Genomic DNA, 23,320 nt, shown 5'->3' with positions numbered 1-23,320 from the left:
TCTGATCAGTGCGGCATGCGTACGCCCATCCGCGCCGCAAGCCCGAGGCCGAAGACGGCCAGCGCCGTCAGCAGCCACATCGGATCGGCGCGGTTGAGCAGGAAGCTCTCCATCATGCTGTTATAGGTCATGAAGATGATGACCATGATGCAGAAATCCGCGAAATGGCGACTTGCTGGCTGACGCGTGGCGCGCATGTAGTCGTAGAAGGGTTTGACGAAGAGCAGCAGGATCATCAGCACGCCGCCCGGCAGGCCGAAGGTGAGGACTGCATCCAGATAGCTGTTGTGGCCCGAGACGATGCCGCGCACGTCCCAGTTCGCCTCGAAATTCGCCTCCAGACCACGGATGACCGGGGAGAGCCAGAAGCTTGCATAGCCATGGCCGAGCCAGAGATGATCGGGAATGCTGGCGTTTGCGAATTTCCAGATGTCATCGCGCCCTGTGAAGGTCGGGTCCTCCAGCAGGGTCGTCGTGATCGACAGGAACGTGTCGGAGTAGATGGTTCCGAGCGTCAGGCAGAAGATCAGGATGGCAAAGAGGAAGTGGGCAAGCACCATCAGGCCCGGTTTGCCGACGGCGCGTCCGCCCAGCACCAGCATGATCGCCAGCGGCAGGAAGCCGATCGTCGTCTTCGATCCGGTATGAAGCACGAAATTGGCGGCGAGGACGGCAATCAGCAGGCCCCGGACTGTGGCGCCGGCCCGCAGGCAGTAGATGCCGAACATGCAGACGATGGAAAACACCGGGGCTGTGACGTTCTTGTGGATCAGGTGGCCTTTCCAGAAGCCGGCATGCCAGGGCTCCGAACCGGTGGCGGTGTGGATGGCGATATTGGGCGCGATGATGAGCGCCGCGTAGTCGATGAGGACGAGAAGCAGAATGGCGTTGGCGCCGGCATTGACGAAATCCTTCTCGCTGCGCGGCAGCACGAGCACGCCGGCAACCAGGATCATCGCCACAAGGCTGAGCATCAGCCCGCGGGCCGACGCCGTCGGATCATAGGATTGCAGGCAGGAGAAGAAGGCGATGGCGAAGACGACGACCCATGTCGGCGAAACGATCCGCTTCAGGACGCGGGTATCGACCACCAGAAGCATGGCGAAGAGATAGATGGCGCCAAGCCCCAGATAGCCGAGCTGATTGATGATGTTGCCGTCGTTGGAGGCGTTCGGATCGAGTTCGTATGCCCCCTGAAACGGGATGAGCGTGAAGACGATCAAAAACAGGCCGGCGCCGGACAGGAACGATGCCAGCGCGGGCATGATCCGGGCCACCAGAAAGCGTTCCCCGCCTATCGGGGGGACCGTGATGCGGTGAAACTCCCGCGAAGCTGTCGAAGCATGGTCCTGCATCTGGCCGGCCGGGTTAAAAAAGGCGCTGCGGCGCCACGGCCCCGATGGAGGAGGCGCTCGGGCTACGATGACGGGTCATGGTTAATCCGAGGTGAACACACTGGATTTCACAAAAAAAAGCGCCCGTTTCCAGGCGCTTTGCGGTGCTTCGTTCAGGCTTCGGTTACTCCGCCGCCTGAGGCATCTTTTCATGGCTGATCGGGGTCACCATCGCAGAGATGATCGTGCCGAGATCGATCGAACCGACCGGCTTGCCGTTGGCATCGACGACATGGGCGACGTTCTGGTTGGCCAACGTCATCATCCGGGCCGCACTTTCAAGCACGGTTCCGACGACGACCGGCACGCCTTCCGGATTGCCCGACAGCGGTTTCATGATCGTTTCGACATTGATCACGCGGCCGCGATTCACTTCCTTGACGAAGGCGGTGATGTATTCGTCGGCCGGTTTCAGGACGATGTCCTGGCCCGTGCCCTGCTGGATCACCTTGCCATCGCGCAGGATGGCGATCTTGTCGCCGAGACGCAGGGCCTCGTCGAGATCGTGGGTGATGAACACCACGGTCTTCTTCAGCTCCTTCTGCAGATCGAGAAGAACGGTCTGCATATCGACGCGGATCAACGGATCGAGCGCCGAATAGGCTTCGTCCATCAGCAGGATGTCGGCATCGTTGGTCAGTGCCCGCGCAAGGCCGACACGCTGCTGCATGCCGCCCGAAAGCTGGTTCGGATAGTGGTTCTCGAACCCCTTGAGACCGACCCGTTCGATCCAGCCCTGTGCCCGTTTGCGGCTTTCATCCATCGGTACGCCCTGGATTTCCAGGCCGTAGACCGTGTTCTCGATGATCGTGCGGTGCGGCAAAAGCGCGAACTTCTGAAACACCATCGCCGTCTTGTGGCGGCGAAATTCGCGCAGGTCGTTCTCGCTCATCTTGCAGACATCGACGCCGTCATACAGCACTTCGCCGGCCGTCGGGTCTATCAGGCGGTTGATGTGGCGGATCAGCGTTGATTTGCCCGAACCGGACAGGCCCATGACCACCATGACGCCACCGGCGGGCATGGAGATGTTGATGTCCTGCAGGCCGAGCACATGGCCGTGTTTCTCGTTGAGTTCGGTCTTGCCGAGGCCGGCCTTGACCTGATCGACGAAGTCGCGGCCGCGCGGTCCGAAGATCTTGTAGAGGTTCTTGACCTCGATTGCATGACTAGCCATGGATCACCTCCGAGTGCTTCTGCAGCCGCTTGCCGTAGGCCTGGCTGGTCCGGTCAAAAATGATGGCGATCGCAACGAGCGCGAAGCCGTTCAAAAAGCCGACGGTGAAGAACTGGTTGTTGATGGCCTGCAGAACATTGCGGCCGAGGCCGCCGACGCCGACCATCGATGCGACCACGACCATGGCAAGAGACATCATGATGGTCTGGTTGATGCCGGCCATGATTGTCGGAAGCGCCAGCGGGATCTGGACGTTCTTCAGACGCTGCCACTGCGAGGAGCCAAACGCATCGGCTGCTTCCAGCACTTCCTTGTCCACCAGCCGGATACCGAGGTTGGTGAGCCGGATCATCGGCGGCACCGCGTAGATGACGACGGCGATCAGGCCGGGAACCTTGCCGATGCCGAAGATCATGACGACCGGAATGAGGTAGACGAAGCTTGGCATCGTCTGCATGACGTCGAGGATCGGATTGATGATCGATTGCGCCCGCTCGGAACGGGCCATCAGAATGCCGATCGGTATGCCGACGAGGATGGCGATCAGCGTACAGACCGTGACCATGGCCAGAGTGACCATCGTATCGTTCCAAAGCCCGACGAGGCCGATCGCCAGCATCGACACGATGGTGCCGATGGTGATCCGCATGTCGCGGCTGCCGTAATAGACGATCGCGACCATCGCGGCGAGGATGATAATCCACGGCGAGTTGACGAAGAGACTTTCGAGAAAGTTCAAAAACACCTGGAGCGGCTGCACCAGGACGTCGATGGCATTGGTGTAGGCACGGACAAGCCCCTTGAAACCTTCGTCCACGCTCTTGCGGGCCACCCGGATGGTCGTGTCGTCGATCGCTGGAAATTTACAAAGCAGATCTGGCAAGAAACTGCATACTGACGCCATGTCGTTCCCCTTTTTAACCGGAAATTTTATAGGCCGGCCGCGTCACCGAACAGATCGTTGCCTGTTCCAGCACGGACTTTTCACTGGTCTCTATGGACCCCGGCATCTTTTTGATGCGTCGTGCGCCCTTGCGGACGGTCTGACATTTCAAAATCATACGTGAAACTTGGAAAGGGCTATGACCGCATTCCGTTCACGGGCTGAAATGTGGCAGTTTCCGGTCCTTGCCGCTGTGTTATTTGCGACGCTCAGGGCGGTGTTTGCACATCTTGACTGTCAAGCTTAAAAGGCAGCGAGCCATCACGGTTCGCTGCCTTTTCCATCAAGGGATCAAAGCGCAGCCTTGACCTTTTCGGCAACATCCGGGGCAACCCACTTCGTCCACATGTCCGGATAGGTTTCCAGGAAGTACTTGGCTGCGTCTTCATTGGTGCCCTGGTTCTCATCCATCCAGGCGAGGACCTTGTTGACCGTGCCGTTGTCCCAGTTGCGGGCCTTGACATAGTCCATGGCAACGCCTGCCTTTTCGGAGAAGGCCTTGGTGACGACCGTGAAGACGTCGGACGTCGGGTACGAGTTTACCTTCGGGGCCGGGCAATCCGGCACCGCAGTGCAGGAATCCCATTCGGCCTTGTCGTTGTCGACGCCGAAGCTCAGGCGGGTCATCTCGTACTTGCCGAGAATGGCCGTTGGTGCCCAGTAGTAGCCAAGCCAGCCCGTCTTCTTGCCGAAGGCGTTGGAGATCGAGCCGTCAAGGCCCGCTGCCGAACCGGTGTCGATCAGCTGGAAGCCGGCATCTTCAGCCTTGAGGGCCTTGTAGAGGTTGGCCGAGGAAACCTGGCAGTTCCAGCCCGACGGGCAGTTGTAGATGGCAGCCTTGGACGCATCTTCCGGTGCCGGGAACAGTTCGGGATGCTTCAAGGCGTCCTGAACGGTCTTGATGTCAGGGTTTGCGTCGGCGAGGAATTTCGGAATCCACCAGCCTTCGACGCCGCCTTCGTTGAGGATCTTGGCGGCTTCGATCAGGCGACCTTCCTTGACGGCAGCGTCGAGCGGCGTGCGCACGGCGTTGACCCACATTTCCGGAGCCATGTCCGGCTGGCCCTTCTCGTTCATGGAGGTGAAAGTCGGCATCGTGTCGCCGGTGACGAGCGTCGCCGTGCAGCCATAGCCGTTTTCAAGGATGAACTTGTCGACATGCGCGGCAACGCCGGCCGAAGCCCAGTTCATTTCCGCGATGCTGACTTCGCCGCAATCGGCAGCTGAAGCTGAGCCGGCCAGCGCGTAAAGGCCGGCGGCGAGGATAGTGGAAGCGAGGAGCTTCTTCATGTTTAAGACCTCCCAGTCTTAATGCAGCCATAAATCTTGGGGTCGACCGGGATACTGCATCCCCCGGGAACCCAATTGTTCAGGTTGAAGCAGGCCGGGGGGGCGGTGAGGCAAGGCCAGTCTTTCGTCCCCGCTGCGACGGCACAGAGTTTTATTGTCTGACTGCGTAACTCAGTCGCCAGCCACCTCTCTTTTACCGTTGAGGGCAGCCTATGTATTCCTCAGGAGAAATCAACCTCTGGAATCGTTTTAAAGAGCAAAGGTCTTGTTCGGAGGGCATGAAAACGCACGCGCAAGCCGTTGAATCTTAATGGCGCGGGCAAAATTTTTGTGCAAATGCCCCGGTCTCCGGCATAATTTTAGCACCGCTTCACAAAGCTGTTCCAATGCGTGTTTTATCGCAGACAAATTGTGTTCCGTATGCGCCTCGAAACGGATTTTTTCCCGGCACGAAAAAAAATGAAAAAAAAGCCGAATTCATCTTTGGTTAAGCTCTCACTAACCATCCGGTAACACTGTCAGGCTAATTGTTTTCCTGCGGCGGGGGAAACTTGCCGAGCGGCCGGATCAGGTTTTGCGTCCCGGCCGGAGCGATCTCCGGGTGTATGCCGGAGGGGCCATGCGTCATTTTGGCAGGCCGCACAGTCCCGAGAGGGGCGGGTGCGGTTTTCGCGTTTCAGGGCCTGCCATTCCCTTGGATAGTCTTCTCCTGAACGAAAAAAACCGCGCCCCAATAAGAGGCGCGGTCTGAATGGTCGTCCTGGGAGATGGTGTCAGCCGATGCTGCGCGTCCGGATGAAGCCGAGCGGACCGAACGGGGACGACATCACGGTATTGCGCACGCGCGACTGGCTGTCGGGAACCTTCGAGTTCCAGGCGATCTGGACGAAATTAGGCTTGCTGAAGATGAACAACATCGGGGTATGACCTTGGGGTGTGGAGCGCTCTTTTGCTCCGTGATTTATTGCCGCTGATATACGCCTGTTGCGGCGCAAATCAACAAGAGTTTTTGCCATGGAATGTCGCTTTCCGGATACTGCTGCGGCAAAGCCGTGCAAGCCTTGCGGCAGACTGAAACATCGCGTGAGCGGGCGGTGAGAAAGACGGCTAAAATGCGGCAAAACATGGCTTTGCTTGTGGCAGCGGCAATGCTAAACGAGGCGCCATGACAAAGACGATCATGCTTCAGGGAACCGGCTCCGATGTCGGAAAAACGGTACTCGTGGCGGGGCTGTGCCGTGTCGCATCCAATCGCGGCCTGAAGGTCGCTCCGTTCAAGCCGCAGAACATGTCGAACAACGCCGCGGTATCGGACGACGGCGGCGAGATCGGCCGGGCGCAATGGCTGCAATCGATGGCCGCGCGGATCCCGTCTTCTGTTCACATGAACCCGGTTCTGCTCAAGCCCCAGTCGGAGACCGGCAGCCAGATTATCGTACAGGGCAAGGTGGCGGGGCAGGCGAGAGGACGCGACTATCAGGCCTTGAAGCCCAAACTGATGGGCGCCGTCATGGAGAGCTTCGAGACCATCCGTACCGGCCTCGATCTTGTCGTGGTCGAAGGTGCGGGGTCACCCGCCGAAATCAACCTGCGTGCCGGCGACATTGCCAATATGGGATTTGCCACCCGCGCCAGCGTTCCCGTGGTGCTTGTCGGCGACATCGATCGCGGCGGCGTCATCGCTTCGCTTGTCGGCACCCATACGATCCTGTCGGATGAAGACCGCCGCATGATCAGCGGCTACATCATCAACAAGTTCCGGGGCGACGTGTCGCTGTTCGACGCCGGCATCGCGGCGGTTGGCAAGTTTACCGGCTGGCCGTGTTTTGGCGTGGTCCCATGGCTGAAGAGCGCCGGCCGCCTTCCGGCCGAAGATTCCGTCGTTCTGGAAAAGCTGGCACGGGGCAGCGGCAGGGCGCTCAAGGTCGCGGTTCCCGTGCTGTCGCGCATCGCCAATTTCGATGATCTGGACCCCCTGGCGGCCGAACCGGAGGTCGATCTCATTTTCGTGCGTGCCGGGGAGCGCATTCCTGCGGATGCCGCTCTGGTCGTTGTTCCCGGCTCGAAGGCGACGATCGCCGATCTCGCCGATTTCCGGGCCCAGGGGTGGGATCGCGACCTTCACGCACATGTCCGGCGCGGCGGCCGCGTCATCGGCATATGCGGCGGCTATCAGATGCTGGGGGACCGGGTCACCGATCCGCACGGCATCGAGGGAAATGTCCGGGAGATCGAAGGCTTGGGCCTTCTCTCCATCGAGACGGAGATGGCGCCGGAAAAGACGGTGCGCAACAGCAGTGCCCGATCCGCCGTCTATGATGTCGCGCTGGAGGGTTATGAAATTCATCTGGGGCGCACGGCCGGCCCGGATTGCGCCCGCCCGGCGGTGATCATCGACGGACGGCCCGACGGGGCCGTATCAGCCGATGGCACGGTGAGCGGAACCTATCTGCACGGTCTGTTTACCAGCGATGCCTATCGCGCGGCGCTGCTCAAAAGCTTCGGCATCGAAGGCGGCGGCGAGAACTATCGGCAATCGGTAGACCGTGCGCTCGACGATGTCGCGGAGGAACTGGAATCGGTGCTTGATCCGCGATGGCTCGACGGTCTGATGTCCTGACCGGCATCGCTGTTTCAGATTTCGCCCGATGCTTCGCGCCGCCGGCGATCCAGTTCTTCGCTGTAGCGGCGCAGCGTATGGCTTTCCGTCAGCAACCCGACGACGCGCCGTTCGATCAGGTTGTTGGCGACGGCCAGTGCATCGCTCTCCGCGCTGTCGAACAAGGCCGCTGCCTGTTTGGCATTCATGTTGGGGAGCAGAAAATCATTCGTGTTACGGATGAAGCTTGACAGGCTTTGTGTCCCAGGCGTGGACTCGACGGGGCTGGCATAGACTTCCGGAACCTGGATCATGCCGGCATATTTGCCGCCGTCGACCACGATCACCCGCTGTGTCGATCCCAGCGGAAAATCCCGGCGAAAGTCTTCAAGCGTCGCCTCGACATCGATGGTTTTGACATCCAGCCGCATCAGGCGGCCGACAGTCAGGTTCCTGATCCAGCCGACGTCATGGGCGCTGCGGATGCTTTCACCGCGCAGATGAAAACGCCAGGTGGCAAAGGAATAGCCGAAGGTGGTCCGCACGACGAGCGAGGAGGTGATCACCGCAGCCAGCACGAGGGCGGTGATCGGAAAATCTCCGGTGATTTCCAGCGCCAGAAAGGTCATCGTCAGGGGGCCGCCAATGACGGCGACGGCCAGCGAACTCATGCCGACAACGGCATATATAACCGGCGTCAACGTCGCGTGGGCAAAGATAAACGGGGCGGTAAAGGCAAAGAGCTTGCCGAGCAGCGCTCCCATGAAAAGCGACGCAAAAAACAGGCCACCGCGGAAGCCGGAGCCGATCGATACCGCCGAGGCGAACGATTTCAGCAGGAACAGGCCGATCAGCACGGGGATCGCCGGTGAACTGGCAAGATTGAGGTGCAACGCACCGTGGCCGGCCGAAAGCACCTGGGGCGAAGCCATTGCCAGCAGGCCGACAACCATGCCGCCCAGCGCCGGACGAAAGGGCGCGGCGATGGCGCTGCGGCGAGCAAGACCTTCGATCAGCGAGACACCTTTCATGAGCAGGATACCCATGCCTGCGCAAAAAACGCCAAGCAGCAACGCCGGCAGATAGTCGGCGGGAACAACTGCACCGAACTGGCCGACATCGATGGTGAAGTCGCCTGCCGACAGCAGTCTGGCAACAAGATTGGCTATCAGTGCTGAAACGACCACAGGCGTCAGCGATACGATGGTATAGCTGCCGATGATCAGCTCGAAGGCATAGAAAGCGCCCGTCAGGGGCGCATTGAACGCGGCAGCTATGGCACCCGCCGCCCCGCAGCCGACCAGGGTGCGCAGGTCCGAACGGCGAAGCTGTATCGAGATGCCGAGTTTTGACGCTATGCCGGAGGCGAGCTGCGTGTAGCCGGCCTCGAGCCCGACGGAGGCGCCGAAGCCGTTGGAAATCAGGTTTTGAACCGCAACGATGATGCTGTCTGTGAGTGACAGACGCCCGCCATGCAGCGCGTTGGCCTCGATCGGGTCGACCATCGGCTTCTTGCGCCACTTTGCCAGAAGCATCATCAGCAAACCCAGAATGATGCCGCCGACGACCGGCGCGATCAGCACCGAAATATGGCCCTGCAGATTGCTGGCGCTCAGGTGCTCCTCGTCGGCAATGCCGAAAATCAGGCTGTGGAGGCGGCTTGATATGGCGCTCATCGCGGTGACCGCGAGGCCGGAGGTTATGCCAATAATGATACCTGCCAGCACCAGGCCGATTTCACTTCTGCGCGCAAAAGCCCGCATCCGCCCAATGTCGAAAAGCAGCGCGAGATAGCCAAGCCGGCGCAGGTCGATTTTGGGCAGAATCTTCAGTCTCATCGCCTGACCGTCCTTTGTCCGCGTCGTCCTAGAAGGCATAGCGCCGCGGATCAAGAGGCCGCCCCGCGTGTTCACTCGATCTGTGAAGCTGAGATAGCGCCGCAATTGACTTGATCCAGCCGAGCGCCTAATCATCAGCCATTGGATGGTTCCCGATATGCGGTTGCGTTTCGGGAGTAAATGGGAATGCGACGGGCCGGACCCATGCCGGGCGTCCTTATCGCAGCCGACCCCGCGACTGTAGAACGGTCAGGGTTCGCCATTCGGGAAAACCGATGTTCCGGACTGTCCGCAATCGCGGCGGCGGAAGCATCGGTCCAACCGGAAAAGCCACTGGAGTGGCATCACGATCAGCCGGGGCCGGACGCCTCTATGTCTACGAATCGTCCACCTCTTCGTGATGTCCGTCGATTGCGGTCACGCAATCCGGCGCAAAAACTTCGGGAAGGCGAGGCGAACCCGTTCGTGCCTTTATAAGGTGCGTGACGCCGTGAGCCAGGAGACCTGCCATCCTTAAAGGGCCCCATCTTAGCTTAGCTAGGGGCTCGCCCGACCCAGGGAGAGACACTCCCTATGCCAGCACGGAGGTTGTCATGGCTTTATCGTCCCGTTCCCGGAACGGCTTTTTTCGCGTTGCCGCAGACGTCGGTTTGCGCGGTCCACGGGCATTCCTATCTCCCGGCTCGCGCTAAGGCCGGGATCATTCCATGACATCGATAAAGTCAGGGGCCGTGCTGGTTCTCGGCGGTGCCCGTTCCGGCAAGTCCACCTTCGCCGAAAAACTCGTCACGGCGTCGGGTCTTGGCATGCATTACGTCGCGACCGGGAGGGCCTGGGACGGCGAGATGCAGGCAAGGATAACCGAGCATCGCGACCGTCGCGGGCCTGATTGGCAGACGCATGAGGAGCCGCTCGAACTTGCCGCCTGCCTGCAGGCCATCGACGCGCCCGATCGCATCATTCTCATCGATTGCCTGACCCTGTGGGTCACCAACCTGATGATGGAAGAGCGCGACATGGCGGCGGAATTCGAAGGGCTCGCGGCCTATGTGCCGCAGGCCAAAGCCCGGCTGGTCTTCGTCTCGAACGAAGTCGGGCTCGGCATCGTGCCGGAAAACCGAATGGCGCGCGACTTTCGCGACCATGCCGGCCGGCTGCACCAGATCATTGCGGAGATATCCGCGGATGTCTATTTTATCGCGGCCGGATTGCCGCTGAAAATGAAGGGTTGATCCATGACCAACGAAAAAGCCGCCCACGGCAAGATCCCGGCAACCGTCATCACCGGCTTCCTGGGCGCCGGCAAGACGACGATGATCCGCAACATCCTGCAGAATGCCGGGGGGCGCCGTATCGCGCTGATCATCAACGAGTTCGGCGATCTCGGTGTCGATGGCGACGTGCTGAAAGGTTGCGGCGCCGAAGCCTGCAGCGAGGACGACATCATCGAGCTCACCAACGGCTGCATCTGCTGCACCGTCGCCGACGACTTCATCCCGACCATGACCAAGCTGCTTGAGCGCGAAAACCGCCCGGACCATATCGTCATCGAAACCTCTGGCCTGGCCTTGCCGCAGCCGCTGATCGCCGCCTTCAACTGGCCGGATATCCGCACGCAGGTGACCGTCGACGGCGTCATCACCGTTGTCGACAGCGCCGCGGTTGCCGCCGGGCGGTTTGCCGACGATCACGACAAGGTCGATGCGCTGCGGGTCGAGGACGGCAATCTCGATCATGAAAGCCCGATCGAGGAACTGTTCGAGGACCAGCTGACCGCGGCCGACCTTATCATTCTCAACAAGACCGACCTGCTGGACTCCACCGGCCTCGCCTTCGTTCGCAGGGAAGTTTCGTCGCGCACCAGCCGCAAGCCGACGATGATCGAGGCGAAGAACGGCGAGGTTTCCGCCGCCGTCCTGCTCGGCCTTGGCGTGGGCACCGAAAGCGATATTGCCAACCGCAAGTCTCATCACGAAATGGAACACGAAGCGGGTGAGGAGCACAGCCATGACGAATTCGACAGTTTCGTCGTCGAACTGGGCCCGATCGCGAACCCCGCCGGCTTCATCGAAAAGCTGAAGGTCATCATCGCCGCGCACGACGTACTGCGCCTCAAGGGCTTTGCTGACGTGCCGGGCAAGCCGATGCGCCTGCTGATCCAGGGCGTCGGCGCCCGCATCGACCAGTATTTCGACCGCGCCTGGGCTGCCGGCGAGGCGCGCCGGACCCGCCTGGTGGTTATCGGCCTGCATGACATGGACGAGGCGGCCGTGCGGGCTGCGATCGTTGCGGCGGCGTAGAGGGCAATTTAGAGAATGGTGATTGCGGCATACCCCCCTCTGTCCTATCGGACATCTCCCCCACAAGGGGGGAGATCGGCCGGAGGAGCCTCGCGCTCCAAATTGTCTGGGGATGTTCGTGGACGCCGCTTGCTCCCGATCTCCCCCTTTGTGGGGGAGATGTCACGCAGTGACAGAGGGGGGCGCCTCGGCCTCCGGAGAATGCCATGCATCTCCTCCTAGCCCAGAAAGGCACGATCACGGATGGCGAGGAGGCGATCGATCTCGGCCAGTCGCCGGCCGATATCCTGTTCCTGTCGGCCGCCGATACCGAGCTTTCGTCGATTGCTAGCGCCCACCGCATGCGTGGCAGCACCACGAGCCTGCGGGTGGCGAGCCTTCTGACGCTCAAGCATCCGATGTCGGTCGATACCTATGTCGGGCGCACCGCACGTCACGCCAAGCTGATCATCGTCCGCCCGCTCGGCGGCGCCAGCTATTTCCAATATGTGCTGGAGGCGCTGCATGCGGCTGCCGTCACCCACAAATTCCAGATCGCCGTGCTGCCGGGCTATGACAAGCCGGACCCGGGCTTGGAGCCGTTTTCGACGGTTTCTGTCGAAGACCGCAACCGGATGTGGGCCTATTTCACCGAGGGCGGCGCCGACAATATGGTGCGGCTGCTCGCCTATGCCGATGCCCTGATCGACGGTTCGGAAAAGCCGGAACCGGCGGCGCCTTTGCTGAAGGCCGGTATCTGGTGGCCGGGCGAGGGTGTGATCGGTGTCGAGGCGTGGAAAAGGGCGGTTGGGTTTCGCGTCGCCGGAGAGCGGCCGATCGTCGCCTTCTGCTTCTACCGCGCCCTCGTGCAGAGCGGCGAAACCAGACCCGTCGAGGCCCTGATCGCAGCGCTTGCGGCCGAAGGCATGACGGTGCTGCCGGTGTTCGTCTCCAGCCTCAAGGATGCGGTGTCGATCGGCACGCTGGAATCGATTTTCAGCGAGGCGCCGCCGGCCGTGGTGATGAACGCCACCGGCTTTGCCGTTTCCGCGCCGGGCGCCGACCGCAAGCCGACGGTACTGGAATTCACCGATGCGCCGGTCCTGCAGGTGATCTTTTCCGGCTCCTCGCGGGCCGCATGGGAATCCTCGCCGCAAGGCCTGATGGCGCGGGACCTGGCGATGAACGTGGCGCTGCCGGAAGTCGATGGGCGCATCCTGTCGCGCGCCGTCTCCTTCAAGGCCGCCGCTGTCTACGATACCGATGTCGAAGCCAATATCGTCGGCCACGAACCTCTGGCCGATCGCATCGCCTTTGCCGCGAAGCTGGCGGCCAACTGGGCCAGACTGCGCCAGACCGCGCCGAGCGAACGCCGCGTGGCGATCATAATGGCGAACTATCCGAACCGCGACGGACGGCTCGGCAACGGCGTCGGGCTCGACACGCCGGCCGGCACCATCGAGGTCATGAAAGCCATGGCCGCTCACGGCTACGCGATCGATGATATCCCTGCTGACGGTGACGCGCTGATCCGGCATCTCATGGCTGGGCCGACCAATTCGGCGCGCGTGGATTGCGACATCCGCGAGACGCTTTCCCTGAGTCAATACAATGCCTTCTTCGCGTCTCTTCCGGTTCAGATTCAGAGCGAGGTTGTCGATCGGTGGGGCAGGCCGGAGACCGATCCCTTCTTCCGCGGCGGCCGGTTCGCCCTGCCGCTGACGCGCTTCGGGGAGACGCTGGTCGGCATCCAGCCGGCGCGCGGCTACAATATCGATCCGAAGGAAACCTATCATTCGCCGGACCTGGTGCCGCCGCATGGATATCTGGCCTTCTACGCTTTCCTGCGGCAGGAATTCGGCGCCCATGCCGTCGTCCACATGGGCAAGCACGGCAATCTCGAATGGCTGCCGGGCAAGTCGCTGGCGCTGTCGGAGACCTGCTATCCGGAAGCCGTGTTCGGCCCGATGCCGCATCTCTATCCGTTCATCGTCAACGATCCGGGCGAGGGCACGCAGGCCAAGCGCCGCACCAGCGCCGTCATCATCGACCACCTGACGCCGCCGCTCACCCGCGCCGAATCCTACGGTCCGCTGAAGGACCTTGAAGCGCTCGTCGACGAATATTACGACGCCGCCGGTGGCGACCCGCGCCGTCTGCGATTGCTGAGCAAGCAGATCCTCGATCTCGTCCGCGATATCGGCCTTGACCATGACGCCGGTATTGCTGGTACCGACGGCGAGGACAAGGCGCTCGAAAAGCTCGACGCCTATCTCTGCGACCTCAAGGAACTGCAGATTCGCGATGGGTTGCATATCTTCGGTGTGGCGCCGGAAGGGCGTTTGCTGACGGACTTGACGGTCGCTCTTGCCCGCGTTCCGCGCGGGCAGGGCGAAGGCGGCGATTGCAGTTTGCAGCGGGCGATTTCGGCGGATGCATTTCGTGCGGCAGTCGTCGCAGCACCCCCCTCTGTCGGCCGGGCCGACATCTCCCCCACAAGGGGGGAGATCAACCCGGAGCGTCCTTTCGACCCGCTCGATTGCGTCCTCTCCGATGTCTGGTTTGGTCCCAAATCCGCAATCCTAGCCGATATCACCGACGTCCCCTGGCGTACGGCCGGCGATACCGTCGAGCGCATCGAGCTGCTGGCTGCCAAATTCGTCTCCGGCGAATTGGCTTGCCCCGAAGGTTGGGATGCCACGCGGGCAGTCCTGCACGAGGTCAAAACTCGCCTAAAGCCTTCCATTACTCAATCTGGTCCCGCCGAAATCGCTGCGCTGATGACCGGGCTCGACGGCCGTTTCGTCGCACCCGGACCTTCCGGCGCGCCGACGCGCGGGCGGCCGGACGTGTTGCCGACGGGGCGGAATTTCTATTCGGTGGACAGCCGGGCGGTGCCGACGCCGGCGGCGTTCGAGCTCGGCAAGAAATCGGCCGAACTGCTGATCCGCCGTTACCTGCAGGACCACGGCGACTGGCCAACCTCCTTTGGGCTGACCGCCTGGGGCACGTCGAACATGCGCACCGGCGGCGACGATATTGCCCAGGCGATGGCGCTGATCGGCACCAGGCCTATCTGGGACATGATGTCTCGCCGGGTGACGGGCTATGAGATCGTGCCTTTGGCCATGCTTGGCCGTCCGCGCGTCGATGTTACCCTGCGCATTTCCGGTTTCTTCCGCGATGCCTTCCCGGAGCAGATCGCGCTCTTCGACACTGCGATCCGCGCGGTCGGCGCACTCGAAGAGGACGATGCCGACAACATGATCGCCGCCCGGATGCGGACGGAAACCGCGCGGCTCGAGGCGGCCGGCGTTGCGCCGAAGGAGGCTGCGAGACGTGCGTCCTACCGCGTCTTCGGCGCCAAGCCCGGCGCCTATGGCGCGGGTTTGCAGGCGCTGATGGACGAGAGGGGCTGGGAAAGCCGCGCCGATCTTGCCGACGCCTATCTCACCTGGGGAAGCTATGCCTATGGCGCCGGCGAAGACGGCAAGGCCGAGCGCGGACTGCTGGAGGCGCGTCTGAAGACAGTCGAGGCCGTCGTCCAGAATCAGGACAACCGCGAGCACGACCTGCTCGACAGCGACGACTACTACCAGTTCGAAGGCGGCATGAGCCTGGCGGTCGAGCAGATGGCCGGAGCCCGTCCCACCATTTACCACAACGACCATTCCCGTCCGGAAAAGCCGGTGATCCGCTCGCTGGAGGAGGAGATAGGCCGGGTGGTGCGCGGCCGCGTCGTCAATCCGAAATGGATCGAGGGCGTCATGCGCCACGGCTACAAGGGCGCCTTCGAGATCGCAGCCACGGTCGACTACATGTTCGCCTTCGCGGCAACGACAGGTGCGGTGCGCAGCCACCATTTCGAGGCGGTCTACCAGGCCTATGTCATGGACGAGCGCGTGCGCCAGTTCATGGAAGACAAGAACCCGGCGGCGCTACGCGAGATGACCGACAAGCTGCTGGAGGCGATCGACCGCGGCCTGTGGTCGCCGCGTTCCAATTCGGCGCGTTTCGACCTCGACGGGTTTAGCGGAAGACGGAGGGCTTCGTGATGGAACTGACCGGCCGTTGCCTCTGCAGGTCTGTTGTGTTCAAGATTTCCGGCGACGTGATCCGGACCGGGCATTGCCACTGCGAGAGTTGCAGGCGCGCGACGTCCTCGCCCGTGACGACCTTCCTCTGCGTTGCGACGACCAGTGTGGCGTTCTGGGGTGAGACGCTGCGCCACTACGCGTCGTCGCCCGGCGTCAGCCGCGGCTTCTGCGGCAATTGCGGCTCGCCGATGAGTTTCGCGACGGAGAGGCGCCCCGGAGAAATCGATCTTTATGTTGCGACGCTCGACGATGCGTCGGGCGTCGAAATCACTCGACACTGGTATTGGAATGAGCGCGTCTCCTGGCTGCACTGCGAGGATGATCTGCCGAAGGAGGAAGACTGACATGAACGAGATCACCGACGAAACCGCCGGCAGCGAAGCCGATCTTGCCCGCCATGCCATGAAGATGGCAAAGAAGAAGACCGCGCGTGAAAAGATCATGGCGACGAAGACGGACCAGAAGGGCCTGATCATCGTCAATACCGGCAAGGGCAAGGGCAAGTCGACCGCCGGCTTCGGCATGATCTTCCGCCACATCGCCCATGGTATGCCGTCCGCCGTCGTCCAGTTCATCAAGGGTGCCTGGGAGACCGGCGAGCGCGACCTGATCGAAAAGCATTTCGGCGATGTCTGCCAGTTCTATACGCTCGGCGAAGGGTTCACCTGGGAAACGCAGGACCGGTCACGCGATATCGCCATGGCGCACAAGGCCTGGGAGAAGGCCAAGGAGCTGATCCGCGACGAGCGCAACTCCATGGTCCTGCTCGACGAGATCAACATCGCGCTTCGCTACGATTATATCGATGTCGCCGAGGTCGTCCGGTTCCTGAAGGAAGAAAAGCCGCACATGACCCATGTGGTGCTGACCGGCCGCAATGCCAAGGAGGAGCTGATCGAGGCCGCCGATCTCGTCACCGAGATGGAACTGATCAAGCACCCCTTCCGCTCCGGCATCAAGGCTCAGGTCGGGGTCGAATACTGAGAAGGTCCGTTTTTAAATGCCAAGCCAGATCCGGACAGGATGCGCCGGGTCTGCCAGCAGCTTGATCGCCAGCGCGATGCAGGTGATTACCAGCAGCGGCTTGATGATCTTCGAGCCGTTCTTCATCGCGAAACGCGACCCGACCTGCGCACCGGCGAACTGGCCTGCGCCCATCAGCAGGCCGACCTTCCATAGGACCACGCCGTAGAGCGCAAAGACGACAAAGCCGCCGGCATTCGAGCCGAAATTCAGGAATTTCGTGTGGGCCGTCGCTTTCAGCACGCCGAAGCCGGCCAGCGTGACGAAACCGAGCATGAAGAAGGATCCCGTGCCCGGACCGAACACGCCGTCGTAAAATCCGATGAGCGGAACGAAGACAAGACCGAAGAGAAAGGGCGTCATCCGGCGCGTCTGGTCGACGTCGCCGATATTCGGCTTGATGCCGAAAAACACGGCGATGGCGATGAGGAAAAACGGCAGCACGGCCTTGAGCACGTCGCCGGGAACGATCGTCGCCAGCGCGGCGCCCAGCCCGCCGCCAACCAGAGCCAGCGCCACCATCGGCAATTGTTCCAGAAGGTTCACATGCCCGCGCCGCGCATAGGCAAGGCTTGCCGAACCGGATCCGAACAGCGATTGCAGCTTGTTGGTGCCCAGCGTCTCCAGCGGCGGGATGCCGGCAATCAACATGGCGGGAATAGTGATCATTCCGCCGCCACCGGCAATGGAATCGATGAAGCCGGCGATAAAGGCCGCTGCAAACAGGAACGCGAGGAGATGGGGAGCAAGATCGTGCACAGGAGACTCGGACAGCCAGAGCGGATTCTGCCGCTGTGTGTCAGAGGTTTGCCGGAAATGCAAAGGCAAACAGGAAGGGCTGTGCCAGCCCTTCCCAGGAAACGCGCCGAGTTTGCGCCCTATTTGAAATGCGCTTCCGTCAGCACATAGCTGTCGCGCCGGTCGCGCGAATAGGCTTTGCGGGCGATATCCTGCACCGAACTGCGCGCCGCATCGAAGGCTGCGAGGCAATCGGCCTCGCTCGGGGCTCTGGAAACGATTTTCGACAGAGCGCCGATTTCGACGAAGAATTTGACCTCGAACATGCCGTCATGACCCAGAAAGCGAACGCGTCTTGCGGTTTCGTCATAACTGCGGCTGGTGTTGGGAAATGTCAGTGCCATGAAGAGATATACCTTGAACCATTGAAATCGATGCTGCGCATGATGCCGCTTCCCGCGGCAGGGCTTACAGCAGGCGGTTGTCTTCGACGGTGCGAAGCATGCGGCGCAGTTGACCGTCGCTGTCGGGCTTCCGGATCGTCTTGACTACTATGTCAGCCGCGGTGCGGACGAGCTTGGGGGCTGCAACGCCGATCACCTTGATCAGGGCAGGCTTTCTCTTGAAAAACATCATGGGGCAGTCCTCCTGCATCGAATCGGCGGCATGCCATGAACGATCGATGCTGTTTCGATAAATGCCCGTGCGCCGAACGCACAAAGTCCTGTGGTTCGTGACGTCACTCATGTTGAATTGGTGTCGCGATGACAAGGAGCGCTTGGCGCTCGTCACCGGCAGAAAATATTCCAAAGCGGAATGCTGGCACAGGTGCCGGAAGAAAGCGTGTCTTTTAAAAGGCACCTTCGTCTGCCGTGGGCTTCAATTGAGGTTTAAGTGAGATTGAACGGCGGATGGGCAGGAATGATGTCCGGCAACGCCCGGAATCGTGTGTATGACGTTGGCCGCACCGCAAATGGCGCAATCCGGTTTGACCCGTCGGGCACCCTCCGGTAAACAAGAGGAACGTGCGACGGTGCCCATCATGGTGGGCTGAAAGAGCGTCCGGTGCGGCCGACCCAGTCAGGGGGCTTCATCCGGTGCTGTCCAGACCGCTTCGAAGCTTTCGGCTTTCGAAGGCCCCGCCGCATCGTGATCATGCGGCTCGGGAGGCCCGTTTTTTGTGATTGATCTGGATACCGAAGCAGGTCTTGTGCCGCTCGTTCTTGGCCTTGGCTGCGAACGCGGAGCGCAGTGCGACGAGATTATCCGGCTGGCGGAAGAGGCCTTGATGGTCGCCGGAGCTGACCGCCGTTCGCTCACCTGCATTGCCTCACTGGATACCCGCGCGACGGAACCGGCAATGATCGCCGCCGCCGCACATTTCTCCGTTCCCTTCCGGGTCTTTACCGCCGCCACGCTGGAAGCGGAATCGTCGCGGCTGGAAAATCCGTCGGACATCGTCTTTGCCTTGACCGGCTGCCACGGCGTGGCGGAAGCGGCAGCCCTTGCTGCTGCCGGCAAGACTGGCGCCCTGATCGTCCCGAAGATCAAGTCGGCCCATGCGACAGCGGCCGTTGCTCGCGGCGCATTTATCGAATCAACTCCGGATGTTGTCGCCGGTCGTGGCCAAAATGAATCCGTATCTTCACATTCTGCTTCCGCGTATGCCGCGTCGGAGATCGCATCATGACGGACGCGCTGTTTTCCGGTCTGCCCGAGCTTGAGCAGGGTTCCGTCTGGCTCGTTGGCGCCGGCCCCGGCGATCCCGGTCTCTTGACCCTGCATGCCGCCAATGCGCTACGCCAGGCCGATGTCATCGTCCATGACGCGCTGGTCAACGCCGATTGCCTGAGCATGGCAAAACCGGGCGCCGTTCTGGAGTTCGCTGGAAAACGCGGCGGCAAGCCGTCGCCGAAACAGCGTGATATTTCCCTGCGTCTGGTCGAACTGGCTCGCCAGGGCAAGCGCGTGCTGCGACTGAAGGGCGGCGATCCCTTCGTCTTCGGGCGCGGCGGCGAGGAGGCGCTGACGCTGGTCGAGCACGGTATCCCGTTCCGCATCGTGCCCGGCATTACCGCTGGCATCGGCGGCCTTGCCTATGCCGGCATTCCGGTGACGCACCGCGAGGTCAATCATGCCGTGACGTTCCTGACCGGCCATGATTCCTCCGGTCTCGTTCCGGATCGCATCCACTGGGAAGGCATCGCCAAGGGCTCGCCCGTCATCGTCATGTATATGGCGATGAAGCATATCGGCCAGATCGCCGCCAATCTCATGGCCGCAGGGCGTTCGCCGAGCGAGCCGGTCGCCTTTGTCTGCAATGCTGCGACGCCCGAGCAAACCGTGTTGGAAACGACGCTGGAACGGGCCGAGGCGGATGTCGTCGCGTCTAGGCTCGAGCCGCCGGCCATCGTCGTCGTCGGCGAGGTGGTGCGCCTGCGCCCGGCGCTCGACTGGCTGGGTGCCCTCGATGGTCGCGTTCTCATATCCGATCCGCTGTCGAGCCGTGTCTACAAGGATCCGGCATGACGGGCCTGCTGATCGCGGCACCTTCCTCCGGTTCGGGAAAAACAACAGTGACGCTCGGCCTGATGCGCGCGCTGCGCAACCGCGGCATCACCGTGGCTCCCGGAAAGGCCGGACCGGATTACATCGATCCGGCCTTTCATGCGGCGGCGAGCGGACGGGCCTGCTTCAACTATGACCCCTGGGCCATGCGCCCCGAACTGCTGCGCGCCAATGCAGCCGCGCAGGCCGCCGACGGCGAAACGCTGATTGTCGAAGCGATGATGGGGCTCTTCGACGGCGCGATGGATGGAACCGGCTCGCCCGCCGATCTCGCCGCGATGCTTGGGCTGCCGGTTATCCTGGTCGTTGACTGCGGCCGCATGTCGCAATCCGTCGCAGCCCTAGTGCGCGGCTATGCCGTGCATCGCGACGATGTCCGTGTTTGCGGGGTGATTCTCAACAAGGTCGGCAGCGATCGCCACGAAACGATGCTGCGCGGCGCGCTGGATGCGATCGCCATGCCTGTTCTTGGCGTCCTGCGGCAGAGCGCCGCCCTGACGCTGCCCGAGCGGCATCTCGGTCTCGTGCAGGCCGGCGAACATGGGGCTTTGGACGTTTTCATCGGGCAAGCGGCGATGCATGTCGAGCAGGGGTGCGATGTAGATGCCATCCTGTCAGTGACGCAATCTCGGCCTGCAGGATATATGGCAGCGCAGGTCCCTTCGCTGAAGCCGCTGGGTCAAAAGATCGCCGTCGCCCGTGATATCGCTTTCGCCTTTTGCTACGAACATCTGCTGTCGGGCTGGCATCGTGCCGGCGCGGAACTGTCGTTCTTCTCACCGCTTGCCGATGAGGCGCCCGCGGGTGACGCCGATGCGGTTTATCTGCCTGGCGGTTATCCCGAACTGCACGCCGGGCGCCTGGCGGATGCCGCGCTGTTCAAAGCCGGCATGGCGGCGGCGCGCGATCGTGGCGCCCGCATTTTCGGCGAATGCGGCGGGTACATGGTACTCGGGGAGGGACTTGTCGCGGCCGATGGCAAGCGTTACGGAATGCTCGGTTTCCTGCCGCTTGCCACCAGTTTTGCCGAACGCAGGCGGCATCTCGGCTATCGGCGGGTCATCCCTCTCGATGCCAGTTTTTTTGACGGTCCGCTGATGGCGCATGAATTCCACTATGCCACGATCCTGTCGGAGGGTGGTGCCGACCGGCTGTTCGACACCGCTGATGCGGCTGGTACACCGCTCGGGCCTGCCGGGTTGCGGCGCGGCCGGGTTGCCGGCTCCTTCATGCATGTCATCGATATGGCGCGATCAGCATGAGTGCGCCGATCGTGCATGGCGGCGGGATCACCGAAGCCGCCGCCATCTTCGGCGGCAGGCTTGACGACTGGCTGGATCTGTCGACGGGAATCAATCCCAACCCGGTTACCCTGCCGGATATCCCGGTCGCCGCCTGGCACCGGCTGCCGGACCGTCACCTGGTCGATGGCGCGAGAAACGCAGCGGCGCGCTACTACCGCAGCGGCGAAAGTTTGCCGCTCGCCGTTCCCGGTACGCAATCGGTCATCCAGCTCCTGCCGCGCCTTGTCGCGCAGGGTAGGCGGATCGCCATTTTCGCGCCCACCTATGGCGAATATGCCCGCGTCTTTGCCTCAGCCGGCTTCAGCGTCGATGAAATTTCTGTGCCCGACCAACTGACGCCGGATCACGGCCTGGCCATCGTGGTCAACCCGAACAATCCGACGGGGCGAGCCTATCCGCCGGCGGATCTGGTCGGCATAGCGCAGCACATGAAAGCCAATGGCGGGCTGCTTCTGGTCGATGAGGCTTTTGGCGACACGCAACCCGATCTGAGTGTCGTGCCGTCCGGAGTGGATCATGACAATCTCATCGTCTTTCGCTCCTTTGGCAAATTCTTCGGCCTGGCGGGTCTGCGGCTCGGCTTTGTGATTGCCGCCGAGCCAGTGTTGTCGGCGTTTCAGGACTGGCTCGGGCCTTGGGCGGTCTCCGGTCCAGCGCTGGTGACGGCGACGGTGTTAATGGGCGGCGATACGCAGGCGGTACAATCGGGCATATCAGAACGCAAAGCAGGTCTCGACGCGGTTTTACGACAAGCGGCGCTCAAGGTCATCGGCGGCACGCCGCTTTTTGCTCTGGTCGAACACGAGCGGGCTTCGGGCCTGCACGATCACCTTTGCCGCGCCCGCATTCTGACGAGAAAATTCGGCTATGCGCCATCCTGGCTGAGGATTGGGCTTGCGCCGGATGCGGCAGGCGATACACGCTTGGCGGACGCCTTGCGCGACGCCGACCTCGCCTGAACGGACTCTTCAATGTCGACCGAAATTTTTCTCGTGCTGATTGCCGCGCTGGTGCTTGACCGGATCGTCGGCGATCCCGATTGGTTCTGGCGGCGGCTGCCGCATCCGGTCGTCTTCTTCGGAGCGATGATCGGCTGGTGCGACCGGACGTTCAACCGCAAGCGCCTGGGCGACGACGCCTTGCGGATCAGCGGTGTTCTGGTCATTGGCGGGCTGCTTCTGTGGAGCATTGTTTGCGGCTGGCTGCTGCACCGGCTGTTCATGCAGATCGGGCTTTTAGGGTGGGGGATCGAGACAATCGTTGTTGCGGTATTCCTGGCGCAGAAAAGTCTTGCCGATCATGTGTCACGTGTGGCGACCGGATTGCGGTTGGGCGGTCTGAAGGGCGGGCGCAAGGCCGTATCGATGATCGTCGGCCGCGACCCCGACACGCTGGACGAGCCGGCGGTGTGCCGGGCGGCGATCGAAAGCCTGGCCGAGAATTTTTCCGACGGCGTCGTCGCCCCGGTTTTCTGGTATGCGCTGCTCGGCCTGCCGGGATTGCTCGCCTACAAAATGCTCAACACCGCCGATTCGATGATCGGTCACAAGAGCCCGAAATATCTCCATTTCGGCTGGGCTTCGGCCCGCCTCGACGACCTCGCCAATATCCCGGCAGCGCGGCTGTCTATCCTGCTGATCGCAGCGGGCACAGCGGTTACCGCTGGTCGGCGAGCCGCTTGGAACGCGGTGGGTACGGCGTTGCGCGACCATGGCCTGCATCGCTCGCCCAATTCCGGATGGCCGGAGGCGGCGATGGCCGGTGCGCTCGACGTGCAGTTGGCAGGCCCGCGGATCTATTCCGGCATGCTGGTTCATGAGCCGATGATCAATGGATCCGGCCGGTCCGTGGCGACCGTTGGCGATGTGGAGACCGGCGTTTCGATATTCTACGGCGCCTGCGGAACACTCGTAGTCTTGGTCGTTTTTATCGCCCTTATCTCCAGTATAGTGTGAATTTGTTACTCTGATTGAAAAAATTCTCCGTGGTTCGTTAATTCCGAATTTTCCAATTGTCTTAAACGTCTATCGTTGCAATGACTGTAAAGTCTGTGTCGTGTTGGGACACCAG

General features: G+C 61.8%; 20 protein-coding genes and 1 riboswitch. Of the genes, 11 read left to right on the top strand and 9 right to left on the bottom strand.

Annotated features, from left to right (window positions below; all coding sequences use genetic code 11):
* Positions 1 to 5: 5 nt before the first annotated feature.
* The 5 genes from J2Z75_RS29595 to J2Z75_RS03480 all read right to left on the bottom strand — a co-directional run bounded on the left by J2Z75_RS29595 (position 6) and on the right by J2Z75_RS03480 (position 5,721).
* Positions 6 to 1,277, bottom strand: coding sequence for an O-antigen ligase family protein (locus J2Z75_RS29595; protein WP_209847810.1), 1,272 nt, complete (start codon positions 1,275 to 1,277; stop codon positions 6 to 8).
* Between the two features lie 241 nt (positions 1,278 to 1,518).
* Positions 1,519 to 2,571: a quaternary amine ABC transporter ATP-binding protein gene (locus tag J2Z75_RS03495; RefSeq protein ID WP_209847807.1), complete on the bottom strand. Its 1,053-nt coding sequence runs from the start codon at positions 2,569 to 2,571 to the stop codon at positions 1,519 to 1,521.
* Positions 2,564 to 3,475 (bottom strand): ABC transporter permease, encoded by a 912-nt coding sequence (locus tag J2Z75_RS03490; RefSeq protein ID WP_209847805.1) that lies wholly within the window; start codon positions 3,473 to 3,475, stop codon positions 2,564 to 2,566. Before J2Z75_RS03490 ends, J2Z75_RS03495 begins: the two co-directional genes overlap by 8 nt.
* 330 nt (positions 3,476 to 3,805) lie before the next feature.
* Positions 3,806 to 4,804, bottom strand: coding sequence for an ABC transporter substrate-binding protein (locus tag J2Z75_RS03485; protein WP_209847802.1), 999 nt, complete (start codon positions 4,802 to 4,804; stop codon positions 3,806 to 3,808).
* A 773-nt stretch (positions 4,805 to 5,577) separates the two neighbouring features.
* Positions 5,578 to 5,721, bottom strand: coding sequence for a hypothetical protein (locus J2Z75_RS03480; protein ID WP_209847800.1), 144 nt, complete (start codon positions 5,719 to 5,721; stop codon positions 5,578 to 5,580).
* 248 nt (positions 5,722 to 5,969) lie between these two features.
* Here J2Z75_RS03480 and J2Z75_RS03475 point away from each other — a divergent pair, with 248 nt between their 5' ends.
* The gene (locus tag J2Z75_RS03475) at positions 5,970 to 7,424 is read left to right on the top strand and encodes a cobyric acid synthase (protein WP_209847797.1); all 1,455 of its coding nucleotides are present in this window, start codon (positions 5,970 to 5,972) and stop codon (positions 7,422 to 7,424) included.
* 14 nt (positions 7,425 to 7,438) lie between these two features.
* Here J2Z75_RS03475 and J2Z75_RS03470 read toward each other — a convergent pair whose 3' ends face one another.
* Positions 7,439 to 9,229: a chloride channel protein gene (locus J2Z75_RS03470; RefSeq protein ID WP_209848771.1), complete on the bottom strand. Its 1,791-nt coding sequence runs from the start codon at positions 9,227 to 9,229 to the stop codon at positions 7,439 to 7,441.
* Between the two features lie 141 nt (positions 9,230 to 9,370).
* Positions 9,371 to 9,767, top strand: a riboswitch (cobalamin riboswitch).
* A 181-nt stretch (positions 9,768 to 9,948) separates the two neighbouring features.
* Between J2Z75_RS03470 and cobU the strand changes: the two genes are divergently transcribed.
* From cobU to cobO, 5 genes are all read left to right on the top strand, one after another.
* Positions 9,949 to 10,473, top strand: a complete 525-nt coding sequence (cobU, locus tag J2Z75_RS03465) for a bifunctional adenosylcobinamide kinase/adenosylcobinamide-phosphate guanylyltransferase (RefSeq protein WP_209847792.1) — start codon at positions 9,949 to 9,951, stop codon at positions 10,471 to 10,473.
* A gap of 3 nt (positions 10,474 to 10,476) precedes the next feature.
* Positions 10,477 to 11,541: a cobalamin biosynthesis protein CobW gene (cobW, locus tag J2Z75_RS03460; RefSeq protein WP_209847789.1), complete on the top strand. Its 1,065-nt coding sequence runs from the start codon at positions 10,477 to 10,479 to the stop codon at positions 11,539 to 11,541.
* Positions 11,542 to 11,747: 206 nt separating this feature from the next.
* Entirely contained in the window at positions 11,748 to 15,575 is a 3,828-nt protein-coding gene (gene cobN, locus J2Z75_RS03455; RefSeq protein WP_209847786.1) for a cobaltochelatase subunit CobN, read from the top strand.
* The gene (locus J2Z75_RS03450) at positions 15,575 to 15,961 is read left to right on the top strand and encodes a GFA family protein (RefSeq protein WP_234937162.1); all 387 of its coding nucleotides are present in this window, start codon (positions 15,575 to 15,577) and stop codon (positions 15,959 to 15,961) included. The genes cobN and J2Z75_RS03450 overlap by 1 nt, the downstream gene beginning before the upstream one ends.
* 10 nt (positions 15,962 to 15,971) lie before the next feature.
* Positions 15,972 to 16,601 (top strand): cob(I)yrinic acid a,c-diamide adenosyltransferase, encoded by a 630-nt coding sequence (gene cobO / locus J2Z75_RS03445; protein ID WP_407692739.1) that lies wholly within the window; start codon positions 15,972 to 15,974, stop codon positions 16,599 to 16,601.
* Between the two features lie 12 nt (positions 16,602 to 16,613).
* Here the strand turns inward: cobO and J2Z75_RS03440 are convergent, their stop codons facing one another.
* The 3 genes from J2Z75_RS03440 to J2Z75_RS03430 form a co-directional block, all read right to left on the bottom strand.
* Positions 16,614 to 17,399 (bottom strand): TSUP family transporter, encoded by a 786-nt coding sequence (locus J2Z75_RS03440; RefSeq protein ID WP_209847779.1) that lies wholly within the window; start codon positions 17,397 to 17,399, stop codon positions 16,614 to 16,616.
* 119 nt (positions 17,400 to 17,518) lie between these two features.
* A complete protein-coding gene (locus J2Z75_RS03435) occupies positions 17,519 to 17,782 on the bottom strand; it encodes a DUF1488 family protein (RefSeq protein WP_209847776.1) in 264 nt (87 codons plus the stop codon).
* Positions 17,783 to 17,846: 64 nt separating this feature from the next.
* The gene (locus J2Z75_RS03430; RefSeq protein WP_209847774.1) at positions 17,847 to 18,014 is read right to left on the bottom strand and encodes a hypothetical protein; all 168 of its coding nucleotides are present in this window, start codon (positions 18,012 to 18,014) and stop codon (positions 17,847 to 17,849) included.
* 547 nt (positions 18,015 to 18,561) lie between these two features.
* Here J2Z75_RS03430 and J2Z75_RS03425 point away from each other — a divergent pair.
* The 5 genes from J2Z75_RS03425 to cbiB are packed head-to-tail and all read left to right on the top strand — an operon-like array spanning position 18,562 to position 23,205.
* Positions 18,562 to 19,068, top strand: a complete 507-nt coding sequence (locus J2Z75_RS03425) for a cobalamin biosynthesis protein (protein ID WP_209848768.1) — start codon at positions 18,562 to 18,564, stop codon at positions 19,066 to 19,068.
* Complete coding sequence (gene cobA / locus J2Z75_RS03420; protein ID WP_209847772.1) at positions 19,065 to 19,907, top strand: uroporphyrinogen-III C-methyltransferase; 843 nt, start codon at positions 19,065 to 19,067, stop codon at positions 19,905 to 19,907. Before J2Z75_RS03425 ends, cobA begins: the two co-directional genes overlap by 4 nt.
* A complete protein-coding gene (locus J2Z75_RS03415) occupies positions 19,904 to 21,208 on the top strand; it encodes a cobyrinate a,c-diamide synthase (protein WP_209847769.1) in 1,305 nt (434 codons plus the stop codon). Before cobA ends, J2Z75_RS03415 begins: the two co-directional genes overlap by 4 nt.
* Positions 21,205 to 22,209 (top strand): threonine-phosphate decarboxylase CobD, encoded by a 1,005-nt coding sequence (gene cobD / locus J2Z75_RS03410; RefSeq protein WP_209847766.1) that lies wholly within the window; start codon positions 21,205 to 21,207, stop codon positions 22,207 to 22,209. Before J2Z75_RS03415 ends, cobD begins: the two co-directional genes overlap by 4 nt.
* Before the next feature lie 12 nt (positions 22,210 to 22,221).
* Positions 22,222 to 23,205 (top strand): adenosylcobinamide-phosphate synthase CbiB, encoded by a 984-nt coding sequence (gene cbiB, locus J2Z75_RS03405; RefSeq protein ID WP_209847763.1) that lies wholly within the window; start codon positions 22,222 to 22,224, stop codon positions 23,203 to 23,205.
* Positions 23,206 to 23,320 lie beyond the last annotated feature (115 nt).

Origin of the sequence: Rhizobium herbae (assembly GCF_017873135.1) — a bacterium.
Taxonomy (GTDB): Bacteria; Pseudomonadota; Alphaproteobacteria; order Rhizobiales; family Rhizobiaceae; genus Pararhizobium; species Pararhizobium herbae.
The sequence above is the reverse complement of the archived record's forward strand: the minus strand, read 5'-3'. Positions and strand labels throughout refer to the sequence as shown.

Bases quoted from the DNA above. Each gene is read 5' to 3' on its own strand.
- J2Z75_RS03495 (WP_209847807.1), bottom strand. From the start codon at position 2,571: ATGGCTAGTCATGCAATCGAGGTCAAGAACCTCTACAAGATCTTCGGA.
- J2Z75_RS03490 (WP_209847805.1), bottom strand. From the start codon at position 3,475: ATGGCGTCAGTATGCAGTTTCTTGCCAGATCTGCTTTGTAAATTTCCA.
- J2Z75_RS03485 (WP_209847802.1), bottom strand. From the start codon at position 4,804: ATGAAGAAGCTCCTCGCTTCCACTATCCTCGCCGCCGGCCTTTACGCG.
- J2Z75_RS03480 (WP_209847800.1), bottom strand. From the start codon at position 5,721: ATGTTGTTCATCTTCAGCAAGCCTAATTTCGTCCAGATCGCCTGGAAC.
- J2Z75_RS03475 (WP_209847797.1), top strand. From the start codon at position 5,970: ATGACAAAGACGATCATGCTTCAGGGAACCGGCTCCGATGTCGGAAAA.
- cobU (WP_209847792.1), top strand. From the start codon at position 9,949: ATGACATCGATAAAGTCAGGGGCCGTGCTGGTTCTCGGCGGTGCCCGT.
- cobW (WP_209847789.1), top strand. From the start codon at position 10,477: ATGACCAACGAAAAAGCCGCCCACGGCAAGATCCCGGCAACCGTCATC.
- cobN (WP_209847786.1), top strand. From the start codon at position 11,748: ATGCATCTCCTCCTAGCCCAGAAAGGCACGATCACGGATGGCGAGGAG.
- J2Z75_RS03450 (WP_234937162.1), top strand. From the start codon at position 15,575: ATGGAACTGACCGGCCGTTGCCTCTGCAGGTCTGTTGTGTTCAAGATT.
- J2Z75_RS03435 (WP_209847776.1), bottom strand. From the start codon at position 17,782: ATGGCACTGACATTTCCCAACACCAGCCGCAGTTATGACGAAACCGCA.
- J2Z75_RS03430 (WP_209847774.1), bottom strand. From the start codon at position 18,014: ATGATGTTTTTCAAGAGAAAGCCTGCCCTGATCAAGGTGATCGGCGTT.
- cobA (WP_209847772.1), top strand. From the start codon at position 19,065: ATGACGGACGCGCTGTTTTCCGGTCTGCCCGAGCTTGAGCAGGGTTCC.
- J2Z75_RS03415 (WP_209847769.1), top strand. From the start codon at position 19,904: ATGACGGGCCTGCTGATCGCGGCACCTTCCTCCGGTTCGGGAAAAACA.
- cobD (WP_209847766.1), top strand. From the start codon at position 21,205: ATGAGTGCGCCGATCGTGCATGGCGGCGGGATCACCGAAGCCGCCGCC.
- cbiB (WP_209847763.1), top strand. From the start codon at position 22,222: ATGTCGACCGAAATTTTTCTCGTGCTGATTGCCGCGCTGGTGCTTGAC.